Annotated in this window: 15 protein-coding genes; 10 read left to right on the top strand and 5 right to left on the bottom strand. The window is 41.0% G+C overall.

Going from position 1 to position 15,941, the window contains the following annotated elements; genetic code table 11:
• Positions 1-30: 30 nt before the first annotated feature.
• Complete coding sequence (locus HUS62_RS08955) at positions 31-2,751, bottom strand: insulinase family protein (RefSeq protein WP_175079224.1); 2,721 nt, start codon at positions 2,749-2,751, stop codon at positions 31-33.
• 195 nt (positions 2,752-2,946) lie between these two features.
• On the opposite strand from HUS62_RS08955, the gene sixA reads away from it, so the two are divergent.
• From sixA to HUS62_RS08935, 4 genes are read left to right on the top strand one after another with little or no spacing between them, the layout of a single operon-like run.
• Positions 2,947-3,423 carry a phosphohistidine phosphatase SixA gene (gene sixA, locus HUS62_RS08950; RefSeq protein ID WP_058586339.1) on the top strand — a complete coding sequence of 159 codons (477 nt, stop codon included), beginning with the start codon at positions 2,947-2,949 and terminating at the stop codon, positions 3,421-3,423.
• Positions 3,424-3,472: 49 nt separating this feature from the next.
• Complete coding sequence (locus tag HUS62_RS08945; protein WP_054562122.1) at positions 3,473-3,823, top strand: RidA family protein; 351 nt, start codon at positions 3,473-3,475, stop codon at positions 3,821-3,823.
• On the top strand, positions 3,807-4,283 hold the full coding sequence (locus HUS62_RS08940; protein WP_175079223.1) for an ASCH domain-containing protein: 477 nt from the start codon (positions 3,807-3,809) through the stop codon (positions 4,281-4,283). The genes HUS62_RS08945 and HUS62_RS08940 overlap by 17 nt, the downstream gene beginning before the upstream one ends.
• Entirely contained in the window at positions 4,280-5,014 is a 735-nt protein-coding gene (locus HUS62_RS08935) for an SDR family oxidoreductase (protein ID WP_175079222.1), read from the top strand. Before HUS62_RS08940 ends, HUS62_RS08935 begins: the two co-directional genes overlap by 4 nt.
• Positions 5,015-5,016: 2 nt before the next feature.
• Here the strand turns inward: HUS62_RS08935 and HUS62_RS08930 are convergent, their stop codons facing one another.
• Together HUS62_RS08930 and smrB are read right to left on the bottom strand one after the other, a co-directional pair.
• A complete protein-coding gene (locus HUS62_RS08930; protein ID WP_175079221.1) occupies positions 5,017-5,937 on the bottom strand; it encodes an AEC family transporter in 921 nt (306 codons plus the stop codon).
• Positions 5,938-5,961: 24 nt separating this feature from the next.
• Complete coding sequence (gene smrB / locus HUS62_RS08925; RefSeq protein ID WP_054562116.1) at positions 5,962-6,519, bottom strand: endonuclease SmrB; 558 nt, start codon at positions 6,517-6,519, stop codon at positions 5,962-5,964.
• Between the two features lie 101 nt (positions 6,520-6,620).
• Between smrB and prmB the strand changes: the two genes are divergently transcribed.
• Positions 6,621-7,556 carry a 50S ribosomal protein L3 N(5)-glutamine methyltransferase gene (prmB, locus tag HUS62_RS08920; RefSeq protein WP_175079220.1) on the top strand — a complete coding sequence of 312 codons (936 nt, stop codon included), beginning with the start codon at positions 6,621-6,623 and terminating at the stop codon, positions 7,554-7,556.
• A gap of 65 nt (positions 7,557-7,621) precedes the next feature.
• Positions 7,622-8,719 (top strand): chorismate synthase, encoded by a 1,098-nt coding sequence (aroC, locus tag HUS62_RS08915; RefSeq protein ID WP_175079219.1) that lies wholly within the window; start codon positions 7,622-7,624, stop codon positions 8,717-8,719.
• A 68-nt stretch (positions 8,720-8,787) separates the two neighbouring features.
• Here the strand turns inward: aroC and HUS62_RS08910 are convergent, their stop codons facing one another.
• Positions 8,788-10,794, bottom strand: coding sequence for a fused MFS/spermidine synthase (locus tag HUS62_RS08910; RefSeq protein ID WP_175079218.1), 2,007 nt, complete (start codon positions 10,792-10,794; stop codon positions 8,788-8,790).
• 130 nt (positions 10,795-10,924) lie between these two features.
• On the opposite strand from HUS62_RS08910, the gene HUS62_RS08905 reads away from it, so the two are divergent.
• Positions 10,925-12,925 carry a winged helix-turn-helix domain-containing protein gene (locus HUS62_RS08905; RefSeq protein WP_175079217.1) on the top strand — a complete coding sequence of 667 codons (2,001 nt, stop codon included), beginning with the start codon at positions 10,925-10,927 and terminating at the stop codon, positions 12,923-12,925.
• A 13-nt stretch (positions 12,926-12,938) separates the two neighbouring features.
• On the opposite strand, the gene HUS62_RS08900 is transcribed toward HUS62_RS08905, so the two are convergent.
• A complete protein-coding gene (locus tag HUS62_RS08900; protein ID WP_175079216.1) occupies positions 12,939-13,778 on the bottom strand; it encodes a LysR family transcriptional regulator in 840 nt (279 codons plus the stop codon).
• Between the two features lie 101 nt (positions 13,779-13,879).
• Here HUS62_RS08900 and HUS62_RS08895 point away from each other — a divergent pair, with 101 nt between their 5' ends.
• From HUS62_RS08895 to HUS62_RS08890, 3 genes are all read left to right on the top strand, one after another.
• Positions 13,880-14,530, top strand: a complete 651-nt coding sequence (locus HUS62_RS08895) for a glutathione S-transferase family protein (RefSeq protein ID WP_175079215.1) — start codon at positions 13,880-13,882, stop codon at positions 14,528-14,530.
• A gap of 174 nt (positions 14,531-14,704) precedes the next feature.
• Complete coding sequence (locus HUS62_RS22890; RefSeq protein ID WP_220094998.1) at positions 14,705-15,469, top strand: hypothetical protein; 765 nt, start codon at positions 14,705-14,707, stop codon at positions 15,467-15,469.
• Complete coding sequence (locus HUS62_RS08890) at positions 15,394-15,864, top strand: GGDEF domain-containing protein (protein WP_220095003.1); 471 nt, start codon at positions 15,394-15,396, stop codon at positions 15,862-15,864. The genes HUS62_RS22890 and HUS62_RS08890 overlap by 76 nt, the downstream gene beginning before the upstream one ends.
• The last annotated feature ends 77 nt before the right edge of the window (positions 15,865-15,941 follow it).

Here is a 15,941-nt window from a genome sequence, read left to right as displayed (position 1 = left end):
CAATTAATCTAATCTAAGCTCGCGTTAGAGTCAAAGAGAATGCGAAGAAAGGCTTGCTTTTGGCTGTTTTTTAGCCTTTGGCTCACTTAAAAGTTCTATTCTTGGCCTGTTTTCACTGAACGTTTCGGTAATATACTGCTGCATTTGAGTAAGGCTTAACTTATCAAGTGCCTCTAAAAGCTGTTGTTGCATATTAAATTCAGTATCGCGATTACCAATAGCTAACCATAGGCGCTGTGAGCGTAAGCGTAAATTTTTATCTTTCTCAGCAATGTGTGTAACAAGACCTGCTTTAGTATCGAGCCATTGCTGCTCAGAAATGTTGTTTACTTGTGCCACATAATTATTAATAAATTGCTGGTGACGCTGAAGTATCTCATCAGCACTATGCATCGGTGACTGCACATAAAAAGCAATACCAGCACGGGTATTAAAAGGAGCATAGCCCGCACCAACTAAGTAGCCGAGCTGTTGCTTGGTTCTTAACTCATTAAAATAATCTTGGTTTATTAAATGATTAAGTACCATCATTTGCACCTTTTCGGTGGTGTCATCCGTTTGTGCTTGATAGTACAGCACCATCGCATGATCGCTACAATTTAACGTGAAGCGCTGTTGATCTACTTCGGTTATATCGTTTAGCGGTCGCGTTAAATCAATAATAGTTGTGCTGTCAGCTAGGTGCTCAGTCACTTGCTTTTGGAACTTGAGTGCATCACTACGTTGCCAGTTACCATGTAAAAAAGACTCAACGTGCAAGGCTTTAAAAAACTCATTTCTAAAGCAATTAAATTGATGAAAACTGGTATCTTTTAAAGCTTGTGCTAAGGCATTAGGCTCTGGGTTCCAAGGCATGATTTGCGCACCCAAAATACTAAATAGCTCACTAACAGGTTTGTTTTGATTGCTGTTTCGCCAGTGTCTAACGAGCTGCTTTTTATACTCTGCAAAGCGTTTTGCGCAGATTTCAACATTAAAGAGTGCTTCAAGTAACTCATTAACCAGTTCTAACTGACTCGATGAAAGACCCGCAGTATGTAGGGTTAAGCCACCTTGGTGCGAGGTTAAGTGATAACTAAGACCAGCCAATTCTGCTGGATAAAATTGCTCAGCAACACTGTCCATAAACAGGTCTGCAAATAAGCGGGTAAGGGCCATGTGTTTAACATCTTTAATTGCAAAGGTTGAGTCCATTGCTAAGTAAAAATGCCCTTTAGCTACTCTGAAAGTTGCGTCTTGTTTAAACCAAAAATCAAAGCCGTCTCGTGTGACTAAAAGCTCAGGTGATTTATTTGGCTCGTCTAATGGTAATAGTTCAACATCTTTTGTGAGGTATGGGTTAGCACTTGGTAAGCACATCTGTGGTAATGGCGTGTTTATTTCACTAAGCGCTTCTAACCAACTTGCTGAGATGTCTTCTACTTTATATGGGGTGTTGTACCAAGCTGTAGTGTGCTCAGGCTCAACACCTGGATGAATGAGTACCAAGCGCATGTTATCAGGTGTTAGCCATTGCATGGCAATTTCATGAGCGCAGCGGTTAAAGCCTTCCATTAAATAATCGCCTTGCACATAGTTGGCTTCATCGTAATGCTGCATATTAATGCTTAAGTTACTCACCCAATCAATTAAACGTGCTTTTTCTTGGTTATCAAAGGCAATTTGCAAGAGGTTCTTTTTGTCTTGATAAAGGCGCGGCAATTTATCGCAGTTTTGGTTAATCAAGCAGATATACTCAAACACCATTTCGACGATATCTTCATAGTATTCAATACCTTCATCAGTCAACGCCATACTGATGTTAAAATCTTTGAAGTTACTGCCATTAATGCCACCACCTGCTGAGAGGGCATTGATCCAGCCTTGCTCTTTTAGAATAGAGTACAGCGACCCTTTGCCTTCGTAGCCAAGTAAGTGAGCGATAAAACTAACGGTTTTGTGACGGTAAAAGTCATCAATATTTGGCATCGCAAAGCTAATAATGAGCTTTTGCATATGTTTATGTGGCTCAATATGCAGCACCTTACCTAAGTCTTGTTTACGGTAAAGTGGCTGCTCTATGATCTCTTTACTTTTTGGCTGACCTTTAATTTCGCTAAATAACTGTTTTACCCAGGTGGTCATGGTCGCAATATCTTCATTGCTACATATTACCAGTGTCATCCACTGAGCCTGATAGTGGCTATCGAAAAAAGCACGTAGCTCATCACTGATACAGCCCTCACGATCCGCGAGGGTTTGCTGGTTACCGACCGAAAACTTTGCAAAAGGGTGCGCTGGGTTAACCGTTTCTTTATGAGCCTGATAAATACGGCGGCCGTCATCTTTTATTTTTAGCTTAAATTCTGCGTCTATGGCGTTACGTTCTTTTGTTGTCTCTTTAGGGTTTAGTAGTGGTGCGATAAAAAAACGACTGAACTGTGCTAGTGCTTCAGCAAACTGTTGGTTATTAATATCAAAGAAGTAACAAGTGTGCTCAGTGCCAGTCCAGGCATTGGTGTTGCCACCAGATTGCGATACAAAATTAGAAAACCCGCCCGATTCTGGGTACAGGTCAGTGCCTAAAAAAAGCATATGCTCTAAAAAATGCGCGAGACCTTGCCTATCAAGGGGATCGTCGAAATGGCCTGCATTAATAGCCATAGAAGCCGCTGATTTTGTTGACTCTAAGTCTTGCACTAAAAGTACTTTTAGACCATTGTCCAGTGTTAGGGGTTGATATGTTCTGTTATCATTGCGGCTGATATTCAAAAGATGCTCCTGAAAGAGTGCGTTAATGTCCTAACAACAGATGATATTTTCAGGAAAGCTAAAAAAGACAGAGCTACGAAAATCTACCTGAATATCATAAGCGGATGTTTAATGTATCTAGTGATGATATTCTAATATAGCGAACAATCAAGCAAACTGGCTACTGTTTTATATTCTTTAATCGGTTGATTTTTTATGAAAACAATCTTAATCATGCGCCATGGCGAAGCTACGCCAATGCAAGCAGATGATGCAGCAAGACAACTGACCGAGACCGGTCACCAAGAAGCCAGTAGAATGGGGCAGTGGTTAGCAACACACCATAAACCTGATGCTTTGTTGGTAAGTCCTTACATTCGTGCACAACAAACGGCTTTGGATGCGACGCAACATATTTCGTTACAATTTAATGAAACCTGCAGCGATATTACCCCCGATGGTGTACCGCAAATTGCTGCTGATTACCTAGAAACCTTGATTGCTATGCATCCAGACTGCAATACTTGGTTGGTCGTTGCCCATATGCCCATCGTTAGCTATTTAGTTGATCAGTTAAGCCCTGGTCATATGCCAATTTTCAATACTGGGGCGGTTGCTGTTATCGAATATGATGAACACAAACAGCGCAGTCACTACCTCAGTATTCACTCGCCAAATAACGTCGAAATATAACAGTGGATTTGCTAAATTAGCGCCACTGTTAATTTTTTAAGTTCTTACTATGACAATCGAACGTTTACAAACCGGTGCGCGTATGAGCCGCATCGTTAAGCATAACGGCACAGTATATTTATGCGGCCAAGTTTGTGCTGATGCTGAAAAAGATATCACTGAACAAACTCAAACCATGCTAGACAAGGTCGAAGCGCTACTTATTGAAGCGGGTAGTAGCAAAGAGCATATGCTAAGTGCCACAATTTACCTGAAAAGCATGGAATACTTTGCACAGATGAACGCTGTTTGGGATGCATGGGTACCACAGGGTCATGCACCTGCTCGCGCTTGTGTTGAAGCAAAAATGGCGCGCGATGCATTATTAGTTGAGATTTCTGTCGTTGCAGCCGTTAAGTAACGAGCAGCGTATCGTGCAGATGATTGCTCGCTTTAATGAGCAATCAGGGCGCGAAGTGATTGAACTGCCACATTGGCATTTTTGCGACAATGAGCAAGATGCCAATGACTGCGCATTGCTGGTTTTAAATGGCGTAAAACAAGCAACAACCCCTTCACTTTATTGGTTTAAAGCCAATAATGAAGCCCTTCCACAAGTGGGTGACTTAGCCATTTTTACCAATTGGCAGGGACAGCCACTCGGCATAATTGAAACCGTTTCTGTAACTATTACCCCATATAATCAAATAAGCGCCGATTACGCTGTATTAGAAGGCGAGGGCGACAAAAGCCTTGAGTACTGGCAGCGTGTACATTGGGATTATTATCAGCGTGAGCTCGCAGGTACCGGCTATCAATGTCACCCTGAGATGCCGTTGGTGTGTGAGCAGTTTAGGTTAGTTTACAAGGAGTCAGAATGAGCACGAGTCCTGTGGTTCTTATTACCGGAGGCGGCCGCGGTATAGGTGCAGCAACAGCAAAACTGTTTGCTAAACATGGCTATGATGTGTGTATTAATTATAAGTCTGATCACGCAAGTGCAGAGCAGGTCGCTGATGAGATAAAAGCGCTTGGCGTGAATGCCTATTTGTTACAAGCTGATATTGCCGATGAGCAGCAAGTGCTCGCTATGTTCGCTAAATTAGATGCTAAGGTTTCGCGGTTAGATGTATTAGTTAATAACGCAGCGATGATGATGCCACAAATGCCGCTATTAGAGATGGATGCTAAGCGTATCAACGCTATTTTAAGTTGTAATGTTACTGGCGCCTTTCTGTGCGCGCGAGAAGCAATAAAGCGTATGGACAAAGGCAGTATTGTGAATGTTTCATCGGGTGCTTCACGCACAGGCTCGCCAAATGAATACTTAGATTATGCAGTATCCAAAGGAGCACTTGATACCTTCACGATTGGCCTTGCTAAAGAACTGGCGAGTAAAGGTATTCGAGTTAATGCGGTAAGGCCAGGTCTTATTTATACCGATATGCACCGCGATGGCGGTGAAGCAAACCGAGTTGATAGGTTAAAATCTAAGTTGCCGCTAGGGCGCGGTGGTGAAGCTGACGAGGTCGCTTCAGCAATTTACTTTTTGGCAAGTGAGCAAGCCTCATTCACAACGGGCAGTTTTATTGATGTATCCGGTGGCTTATAAAACTAAAGTAAAATACTTAACCAGATGCTAAAGCTCACTACACTTAATACTGTTGAAAGCACGACACTACTTGCTAATGTCGCTTGGTGTTGCTTAATTTGATTGGCGATTAGATAAGCGTTGACCCCTAAAGGAGAGGCGCTTAAAAGTACTAACACGTTCAGTAATGATTGCTCTAGGTTGAATACGCTGCCTGCAAAAAAGTAGACCCCGCACGGTAACAAAACAAGCTTGATGATGGTTGCGATGATTGAGGCTTGTAAGTTGTCGGCCACTTTATAAAACGCAAGGTTCGCCCCTAATACAAACAACGCACAGGCAATGGCAGGTTTGGCAAGTAGACTCAGGCCATTCGCTAAATTATCAAAAAGTGTAAAGCCAAGTAAGTTAACAGCCAAGCCGCTACTGATGCTTAACACGACTGGATTCAGCAGCATGTTTTTAGCAAATGCTCGCCAAGAGAATATTTGCTGCGACTTAGCACTGAGCAAAAAGGTAAGGGTAAACAAAAGTGCGCTATGAAAAGTGATGATCATAAAGACAATGCCGACCATCTGTTGCCCAAGTGCAGCAATAATAATAGGTAAACCTACTAGTACTGTATTTGAGTAACTACTGCCAAGGGCAAAGACAGCATGACGCGACGGCGCAGGTTGCTTGCTAATGAGATAGCGGTCAAGAACATAGCCGAGGGCGTAAATGGCCAATACTGGGATGTAAAAGCTCAAAAACCCCGCAATGGACACACTATTTTGTAAATCGGCTTGGGCCATATTTAAAAATAGAAAAGCAGGCACACTGATATAAAAAGTAAACTTACTTAACCCTGCTATATGCTCTTTCGATAAAAACGTGCTTCGCGAGCTGATGTAACCACTTAATACGATAAAAATCAGTGGAAAGATAATCGAAAAAATATGCACTTTAGGCCTTATGATAAAAAGACGTTAGCGTCTGAACTCATCACTTTGTGGAAGATTAATTAAAATAAGTACTGCACCTTTACCACCAAATTCAAGAGGCGCTTGGTGCATAGCAATCACATCAGGGTGTTGAACTAAATATTGCGGTACCTTGTGTTTAAGTATGCGCTCACCAATGCCATGCACAACACAAGCGCAATAGTAATGCTGTTTTTTACACTCATGAATTAAACCCGCCAACTCATCTTTGGCTAATTCTTTATTTAAGCCATGTAAATCAAGGGTTAAATCTGGTGGGTAATCTCCACGGCGAAGTTGTTTTGCTAAAAAACTATCGTGACCTGGTTTGACATAACTTACGGTGCCATGAGTGTCGATGTCTGGTACATATTCATCAGAAAAGAAAAATTCTGCCTGATGTTGCTTTTTTTGCTGGGAAAATTGCTTCGCTTGTGACACTTTAGGCTTATTGGTGAATCGAATAGTGTCTTGTTTAAATGCTTTGGCACCACTGATACTCTGACGAAATAAGTCAATATCGTCAGTGCTAATGTGGTTGTTGGCGTGGGGATCTTTTTTCATGGCGGCAGTCTAAACAAAAAAACGCTAAAAATCGAGTAAAAACCAACTGAAAAGACGGTACAATACGCGTCAGAACAGACTTTGAAAGTTAAGGAACATACATGAACCATTTCCAGATAGAAGACGCAATTTTAGACGAGGCAATTGCAGAACTTTCAACGTTGCATGATTGGTTACGTTGGACAACCAGTCAATTTGCCAGCAGTGGTATTTTCTTTGGGCACGGCACAGATAATGCGTGGGATGAAGCAGTTAGCTTACTATTACCTGCATTAAGCTTGCCAATCGATGCGCCAAAAGAGTTAATGCATGCGCGTTTAACCAGCACCGAGAAAAATCGCTTAGCTGAACTAATTGCAGAGCGTATTAATGATTGTACGCCAGTACCGTACCTGACCAACACAGCGTGGTTTGCAGGTATGCCTTTTTATGTTGATGAGCGCGTGTTAATTCCACGTTCGCCATTTGCAGAGTTAATTAATAATCGCTTTGCACCTTGGTTAGAAGAGCCAAGCTCAGTAACGCGCATTCTTGATTTATGTACCGGCTCTGCATGTATCGCTATTGCACTTGCACAAGCATTTGAAGATGCACAGGTTGATGCGGTTGATATTTCATATGAAGCGCTCGAAGTTGCTGATATTAATATTAGCGATTACATGCTAAATGACCGTGTACTGCCAATTCAGTCAGACGTGTTTAGTGGTGTTCCGGGTCAAAAATATGACCTGATCGTAGCTAACCCACCGTATGTTGATGCTGAAGATATGGCTGATTTACCCCGTGAATTCCATCACGAGCCAGAGCTTGGTTTAGCATCAGGTCATGATGGTCTTGATGTTACTCGTACCATCTTAGCTGAAGCTGCCGAGCATCTAACTGATAACGGTTTGTTATTTGTCGAAGTTGGCAACTCTATGGTACATATGGAAGAGCTGTACCCAGGCGCACCATTTGAGTGGGTTGAATTTGAACAAGGTGGTCTTGGTGTGTTTGTGATCAGCAAACAACAGCTTGTTAAATATTTCGCAGATTAACAGCAGATTTTAAAAGCCGAGCCTGAGGGCTCGGTCTCAGTAGTCATTAGGAATGAGGAAAATTAATGGCAGGTAATAGCATCGGGCAACTATTTAAAGTGTCCACCTTTGGTGAGAGCCACGGCGTTGCATTAGGCGGCGTTGTTGATGGCACACCAGCAGGTCTTGAAATTAGTGAGGCCGATTTACAAATTGATTTAGACCGTCGTAAGCCGGGGCAAAGTCGTTATACAACACAGCGCCGCGAAAGTGACGAAGTAAAAATTCTTTCTGGTGTATTCGAAGGTAAAACCACAGGTACTAGTATTGGTTTACTGATTGAAAACACCGATCAACGTTCAAAAGATTACGGCAAAATTGCCGATGTATTTCGCCCAGGTCATGGTGATTATACCTATTGGCATAAGTACGGTATCCGTGATTACCGAGGAGGTGGTCGCTCTTCAGCCCGTGAAACGGCTATTCGTGTAGCGGCAGGTGCAATCGCAAAAAAATACCTAAAACAATTTCATGGTATCGAAGTGCGTGCATGTTTGAGCCAACTCGGGCCAATTAAAGCTGAAGATTACAATTGGGATGAAGTGGAAAACAATGCATTCTTCTTCCCAGACACCAGCAAGCTAGACGCACTTGATGAGTACATGCGCGACCTAAAAAAACAAGGTGATTCGGTAGGCGCTAAAGTTAAAGTGGTTGCTAAAAATGTGCCTGTTGGTCTTGGTGAGCCAGTATTTGATCGCCTAGATGCAGAGCTTGCACACTCATTAATGAGCATTAATGCGGTAAAAGGCGTTGAGATTGGTGACGGCTTTGATGTGGTTGAGCAAAAAGGCTCTGAGCACCGTGATGAGTTAACTCCTGACGGGTTTACATCAAATCATGCGGGCGGTGTACTTGCGGGTATTTCGACAGGGCAAGATATCATTGCCTCTATCGCACTTAAGCCAACCTCAAGCATTACCATTCCGGGCAACAGCATTAATACTAGCAACGAAGCGGTAGAGATGATCACCAAAGGACGTCATGACCCATGTGTAGGTATTCGTGCAATTCCTATTGCTGAGGCGATGATGGCGATTACCTTAATGGATCACTTATTGCGCCAACGTGGTCAAAACCCACATGTAAGCCACGAACATGGACCAATCAAAGGTTCGATTTAAGCGCAGCTTTAAATAAAGTAAACGCAGTTAATAAGCGCGATAATATCATCGCGCTTTTTTTATGCCTGTTAGAATTTTAATAAGGGAAGTAGGCTGTGTTTGCTATCAGTCCACATTGCCAGCTCGTTATGTGGGTAGCGTTTAATGGGCGCCAAATCACTGATAGATACACGATTTAAAAAAGTCTGATTATCAGTTAGCACCACCCAGTCTGAACCTATGTCTGATGGGCTATCGCCTTGATAGCTAAACTTTAACATAGCCTTATTGAAATGTTGGCTATGTGCCTGTAATACAGGCAGTAAGTCGATATGATTATTTGATATATGCACAATCAATACGCCATTTTCATTGAGCCTCTGCCAATAAAGTGACATTGCTTCTTGGGTTAGCAAATGCGCAGGAATTACATCACTTGAAAATGCATCAATTATTAAGACATCAAATACTTCGTTCGCATTATTTTTTAGTGCAATACGACCATCCCCTAAGCTGACTGTGAGCTTGGCTTCACTGTTTTCTAAATATGAGAAATAACGCTTTGCCATCTCGTATACAGCAGGGTTTAACTCAAAAAAGTGAATACTATCCTGTTGGTCTGCAAACCGAGCTAATACGCCTGCACCCAAACCAATCACGCCAATGTTTAGTGCGCTGTGTTGCTTTAGTATGGCAAGTGATTTAGCGACACCAGTATGCTGGTGGTAATAACTTTGCTCAAACTGTTGGTTTGGATTTAGTGGCTCTGAGCCATGAATCGTGGTGCCGTCAATTAAGCGCCTTTCTTTTATTGATTGAGTGTTTATATCTTTAACCGCTAAATAGCCATAAAAGTTGCGGCTAGTCGCAACGTTATATTGGTTAAAGTTTACCGCTAAAAAACAATAGCATGCTAACCAAGTAACTGAGCTGGTTGCGAGAGTGAATTTGAGCTGTTTTGTCTTTGTTTTAGCTTTTATTTGGTAGTAACACACAAAACTAAAAATAACCGCTAATGTAAGTACATACTCGTCAATCTGGACAAATAGCAATGGGGCAATGATCGTACTGAAAAGCGAACCTAACACACCGCCAAGGGCGATATAAAAATAAAAAACGGTAAATTGCTCGTTTTCAGGAGCTTTGTTTCTCAGCTCACCATGACAGACCATACCGGCGGTTAATAGAATCATGCTGTAAATTATAAGCTGGGCTAGGGCATTGAATAAGCTGCCAAAATAAAACATCAGCAGGCCTGCAAAAGCCGAAAATATAAACGCATATGCCCAGACATGACGCTGATAATTTGCTTTGTTGGCAAACGTATAACTAAAGGTGAGCAAGTAAATTACAAGAGGTAACGACCAAAGTAATGGCATGGGGGGAATATTAGTGCTGATCATATGCGTGGTAGATACCAACATGACTGAGCTTAAGGCACTTAATAACAGCCATTGACCTTTACCTTTTAATAGTATGACAGGCCTAGTCTGAATAGACTCTCTTGATAAATCGGGTGCTTTTTTTAGTAAAAAGATTACTAAAAGTGCTAATAACAAGCAGTAGCTGATAAGTCCAAATAGCCAGTAGGTAGTTTGTTGCTCTAAAGAAAATAGTAATTCATAAACGAGTGGGTAGCTCATTAATGCCAGTAAAGAACCCAAGTTTGAGATGGAATACCAATGGTAAGGCACCTGTGCTGAAGCAGTTTGCACATACCATCTTTGTAAAAGTACGCTGGTAGCGCTCAGTAGAATAAATATTGGACCAATTTCTATAAATAAATTAACAAACACCGCAAGCGCAGGCGGCCAATTTGTGAGATTTGGGGCTGCAAATTCTGTCACAACAATGAGTGTGGCAAAGGTGACTAAAACTATATGGATGACTACCTGCAGCTTAATATGAAAGCGACCCATACTATGCGCATAGAAATAGCCAATAAGTAACATGACTTGATAAAACACTAAACTTGCTGACCAGATAGAGGCACCACCACCAAATTGCGGTAGAAGTTGCTTTGAAAGCATAGGCTGAATTTGAAAAATTAAAAAAGCACTGATGAAAATAGTGAGCGTTGATAAATATTTATACATTGTTTTTATTACCTATTTTGAGATAGCAAAAACAATCCAATAGCCAGAGCAAAGTGACAATGGAGTAACCCTTGAGTTTCTCTTAAGAAAGCCTTAATCTTTGATTCGTAAATATTTATTGGAGAAGTAAGTGGCGCGTTATCGAATCGGCAAGTTTGTAATTGATGAGAGTCGATGTTTAATTTCATCGCAAGATTATAAGCAAATAGTCGAGCCAAAGGTCATGGATGTATTACATACCCTTTATTTAAATAAAGGTGAAGTTGTAAGCCAAGAAGTAATCTTTGCAAAAGTGTGGCCTAATGCTACCTATAACCCCAGTTCGGTTCAGCGTTGTATAGCGTTGCTACGAAAAGCACTCCAAGAAGATGCCAAGAACCCACAGTTTATAATTACACACCCTAAGCGCGGTTATAGCCTTGAGAAAGTAACACAAGAGCAAAGCAAAAAATTAAAAGCGCAACATCTTGGGTTGCTGTTTGTTTTACTAGTTAGCTTTATTGCTATTGCGTGGCAGCTAGTGCCTAAGCAACAAGATACTGCTCACTTTACCCAGCTAATGCCACTAACTTCGAGTGAACTAAATGAAGCTAATTTGTCACTTTCACACAGTGGTAAGTACCTTGCTTTTGTTCGAGGTAATAAAGGAAGTCAACAGATTTGGATTAAAGAGCTTGCGTCTGAGCGAGAGGTGAGGCTGACTGAAGATGCTGCAAGCTACTACGCTTTGGGGTGGTCGACCTCCGACAATGCGATTGCGTTTGTGAAAAGCGCAGAACAGAAACAACATCTAAACACGATAAGCATTGATTTATCTAAATTTCAGCCATTAGAACAAGCGACGGTGAGTGTTTTTAATGACACCGTTGTAACCAGTCACCACATCGATTGGCATGCTGATAAGCTCTATTACATAGAAAAAGATAAACTACACAACGATACTCGACTCGTTTCACTTAACTTAGAATCTAAACAAAAAGCACATTTACTAGCAGCTACACAGCAAGATTGGTTACTCGTTAATGCGTTATCGAAAGATGGTAGTAAAGTCGCAATGGGGATTGAAGCGGGGCAAAACAAATACCGTATTGATGTATTCGAGCTTGCCAGTAAAGAAATACAAACTATTGCCATTATAGAGAACGGTATTCAAGGGTTAAGTTGGCACCCGAACAATCAAGCGCTATTAATTAGCCAACGAAATCAGCTTGTTAATCTAGATCTTGATGGTGAGCAGCAGTTAATTTCATTTAATAATTATCAAATAATTCGTGATGCCCAGTACACACCAGACGCTGAAGCCATTTTGATGGAGCTAGTGAATGTTGATGTAGATATTGTCAGCCAAACACGGGCCAACCCTGACAAATTGACTAAACTCGTTGATACCTCATCAATCGACTTTCTACCCGTGTTTTCGCCAGACTCAACGAAATTTGTTTTTGAGTCTCATCGTTTTGGATTAAAACAATTATTTTTATACGATAGTGGCAAGCAAACGCGCATTTTTGCTAACCCTGATAACCATGAGTTATTTGGCATTGTTTGGAGCCAAGACGCACGGCTGGTTTACACCGCAAGTAAAGATACACTGTTTAAAATTGATTTAAACAGTGGCACTTATGAAACAATACCTCATGGAAATCACTCTTTTTATTTGAGAGAAATGTATCACAATGAAGACGCGATTTTAGTTTCGTATCGAGCAGAGGATGGACAGACGTTTCATCCAGCAAAATTCGATTTAACAAGCTTAACGTTGACACCATTCACAGGCTCACGGAAACGTTTAAGCTGTTATGGTATGGATTTAGATGAGCAAGATCAGATCTACTTCTCAAATAGCAATGAAGTGTTTCGAGTTAATACCCGTGGAGATATAGAAACTGTTTGGCAAGCAGCTAGCAATGACATTATTGGTATATCTGTTAGTAACCAGCAATTAGCAGTAACAATGGAGCATGCAGATACAATTAATTTCCAGCGTATCGATTTGGCAACTGCTGAAACAGAAAGTTGGCAGTTAACACAACCTAAGCAACATATGTTGATCAACAGTGCTCATGATTTAAAAGAGTTTTTATATCTTACAGAACCTTATAGAACTCGTAAGTTAGTAAAACTTCAGTAGCTTGATATGTTCTTTACGTCTTAATCAACTCCACAAGCTGCTTAAGCTGTTCATGATTGAGTGGATTGTGGGCATGATTACCGTACAACAGTACGATATCAATCATAGGCAGTACTGGTAACGAATTATCGCTGATTTCTTCCAAACCTTTTTGCATGCTTATTCGCGCTATACTGCCAATTGCCAGTCCTTGTTCAATTAAGCCATGTAATGCACCTGCTGATCCACAGCAGGCAATAATATTAAAACGACGCTCGGTTTTTAAGAGACCTTCAATACTGGCTTGGTGAAACTTACAGTCTCGTTGAAACAGGGCAATAGGAAGTGGGGTTGAATCTTCAATCTCAAAAGCGGGGCTTTTCACCCATACGCCTTGGCTTGATTGCAATAAGTAACCTTCTTCGCTGTCTGGTGAGCGAGTGGCAACAACTAAATCGAGCATACCTTGGTCTAGTTTGGCTCTAAGCTCATAACTTGGGGCGCAGCTTATCTGTATATCTAAGGCATTAAACTGTTGATGTAAGGCACCAACCAGCTCTGGTAGTAAAGAGTGGGCATAGTCGTCAGGACAACCTATGCGTACGCGCAGGTTGCCTGTGCCTGCTTTTAATTGCTTAAACGCTTCATCATGAAGCGCTATCAATTGCTTTGCATAGCTTGCTAGCTGGTGGCCTTGATGAGTTAGCACCAGTTGACGACCTTGCTTTTCAAATAGGGGGCTTGCAATGTCTTGTTCAAGCTTTTTCATTTGCATACTTACCGCAGATTGGGTTCTGGAAATTTGTGCTGCAGCACGGGTGAAACTACCTGTATCGACGAAGGCGCAAAATGTTCTAAGGGCATCAATATCCATAATGTATCAGCTTTTCTTATAGGTACTATAAAAACAATTGGCGAGTAATTACCCAATTGCTGTTTTATAGTGAGCCTAATCTAAACGCTAAAGGAAGTACAATGCAATTATTTATTGGCAATAAAAACTACTCAACTTGGTCATTGCGAGCGTGGTATTTACTGAGTAAATTCAATGTTTCTTTTAAAGAGCAACAATTGGTTTTAGATACGCCTGAATTTTATGACGCATTAAAAATTAAGTTTCCCGTGCCAAAAGTGCCGGCCCTTATTGATGGTGAGTTAACCGTGTGGGATTCACTTGCCATTTGTGAATACATCAATGATGCTTATCTAAATGGTGCTGCTTGGCCTAGTGAAATAGCCCAAAGAGCAAAAGCGCGCAGTCTCGCTGCCGAGATGCACTCTGGTTTTGCTGCACTTCGTAATGAAATGCCAATGAATATTCGTGCTAAAAGGCATGTTGAGTTATCAGGTCAAGCAAAAAAAGACATTGCGCGTATCGATGAGATATTTTCTACTCAGCAGCAAAGTTACCCTAATGCATGGTTATTTGGCGAATTTTCTATTGCTGATGCAATGTTTGCGCCTGTGGTGCTGCGCTTTAAAACGTATCAGGTTACGCTCTCGCATGCTGCACAAGCTTATTGCCAGCACGTACTTAGTTGCCCGGTAATGCAAAGCTGGATCAGCGAAGCCTTTAAAGAAACCGATATTGTAGACTGTGATGAAGTGGGGGAGGAAATTAACTAACTGAAAAAATGGAATTTATTCGTATGGAGTTTTATTTGGGCCATGCTTTACTGTGGGGATTTTATTCGTATTTTTATACAAAAATACTAGTTTAATTATTGAGCGTACACACTATACTAGAGTAGTTACTCTTAATTTAATACCCCCACACACCTTCGCAGTAGGCATTTATTTATGGGCGCTTTTGCAGCAAAATTGTTAAACAAAGATATGTCGATAGCGCGCTATGCTTGTCAATTCAATTCTGTGCAAGTTGAACAAGCTTTTTTGCAGACAAAATTTGAACAAGACAAAAAAATTGCCCAATTTTTATGTTTTGTTATCGCTATAGTTACGGTATTAGTGACCTTTTTCGACAAGATGATTATCCAAGCGAGTTTTTGGCCTGATATCTCGTTAATTGGTCGAGCTATTACAGTATTTGTCTGCCTGCTGAGTGCACTTAGTCTTCGTTATATTAAAACGGACCCTTTGCTAAGGTTAGGGATAGCCATTTTTATGGTTTTCTTAATTTTGAATATGCAGTTTATGGTGATCACATATGAACGTGGTTATATTTTGCATATGTTTTTTGATGTGATAATACTCATTACATTTTATTTTTCTACCTTATTGTCACTTAAAGTTTCTGTAGCTTTGGGTGTCACTTATAGTGTTTTTGCTATTTTCGTTATCTACTTTTTCAAAGATATTACCAGCCACTCATTTTATATGGTACTGCTTGCTCACTTGGCAGCTAATTTAGCAGGTATGATAATGGCGGCACATACGCACCTCATTCGAAGAGAGCTCTTTGTACGCAATACTCAATTGGCACAACTTGCTCACGAAATGAAAATCCAAGCACTCAAAGACTCACTCAACTGCCTAACCGCCGCGCTTTTGATAATGCTTATGAAGAGTACCAACGGCTCACTCAGCAGCAACAAGGTGAGTTAAAACAGGTCTGTGTTATTTTGGCTGATATTGATTATTTTAAACGTGTGAATGATACCCATGGTCACGAGGTAGGTGATGTTGTATTACAACGTTTTTCAGCATTTTTAACGCAGTCGTTACGTACTTCTGATGACGTATATCGCTTTGGAGGTGAAGAGTTTGTGATTGTGTTGCCATTATGTTCAGTGCCAGATGCAACGGTCATTATTAATAGTATGATCTCACGGTTGAATAGTGAAATGTGCGAAATTGGTGAGTTATCTTTACCTATTCGCGCAAGTTTTGGTTTAACTGTGATGAGAGAAGAGGAGCAAAAATCAGTTATCTCAAGAGCTGATGCTGCACTTTATCAGGCTAAAGATGCAGGACGTAATCAATTAGTTATTAAACTTTAATAACTTAATTATGAGTTAAAACATGTACCTTGTACTCATTTCGGTATAATCTTTAATCATATTATTTTCTTATATTA

This window comes from Pseudoalteromonas sp. 0303, from assembly GCF_013349995.1.
In the GTDB taxonomy this organism is placed as follows: Bacteria; Pseudomonadota; Gammaproteobacteria; order Enterobacterales; family Alteromonadaceae; genus Pseudoalteromonas.
The sequence above is the reverse complement of the archived record's forward strand: the minus strand, read 5'-3'. Positions and strand labels throughout refer to the sequence as shown.

Coding starts and splice junctions, on each gene's coding strand:
- sixA (WP_058586339.1), top strand. CDS start 2,947: ATGAAAACAATCTTAATCATGCGCCATGGCGAAGCTACGCCAATGCAA.
- HUS62_RS08945 (WP_054562122.1), top strand. CDS start 3,473: ATGACAATCGAACGTTTACAAACCGGTGCGCGTATGAGCCGCATCGTT.
- HUS62_RS08935 (WP_175079222.1), top strand. CDS start 4,280: ATGAGCACGAGTCCTGTGGTTCTTATTACCGGAGGCGGCCGCGGTATA.
- smrB (WP_054562116.1), bottom strand. CDS start 6,519: ATGAAAAAAGATCCCCACGCCAACAACCACATTAGCACTGACGATATT.
- prmB (WP_175079220.1), top strand. CDS start 6,621: ATGAACCATTTCCAGATAGAAGACGCAATTTTAGACGAGGCAATTGCA.
- aroC (WP_175079219.1), top strand. CDS start 7,622: ATGGCAGGTAATAGCATCGGGCAACTATTTAAAGTGTCCACCTTTGGT.
- HUS62_RS08910 (WP_175079218.1), bottom strand. CDS start 10,794: ATGTATAAATATTTATCAACGCTCACTATTTTCATCAGTGCTTTTTTA.
- HUS62_RS08900 (WP_175079216.1), bottom strand. CDS start 13,778: ATGGATATTGATGCCCTTAGAACATTTTGCGCCTTCGTCGATACAGGT.
- HUS62_RS08895 (WP_175079215.1), top strand. CDS start 13,880: ATGCAATTATTTATTGGCAATAAAAACTACTCAACTTGGTCATTGCGA.
- HUS62_RS22890 (WP_220094998.1), top strand. CDS start 14,705: ATGGGCGCTTTTGCAGCAAAATTGTTAAACAAAGATATGTCGATAGCG.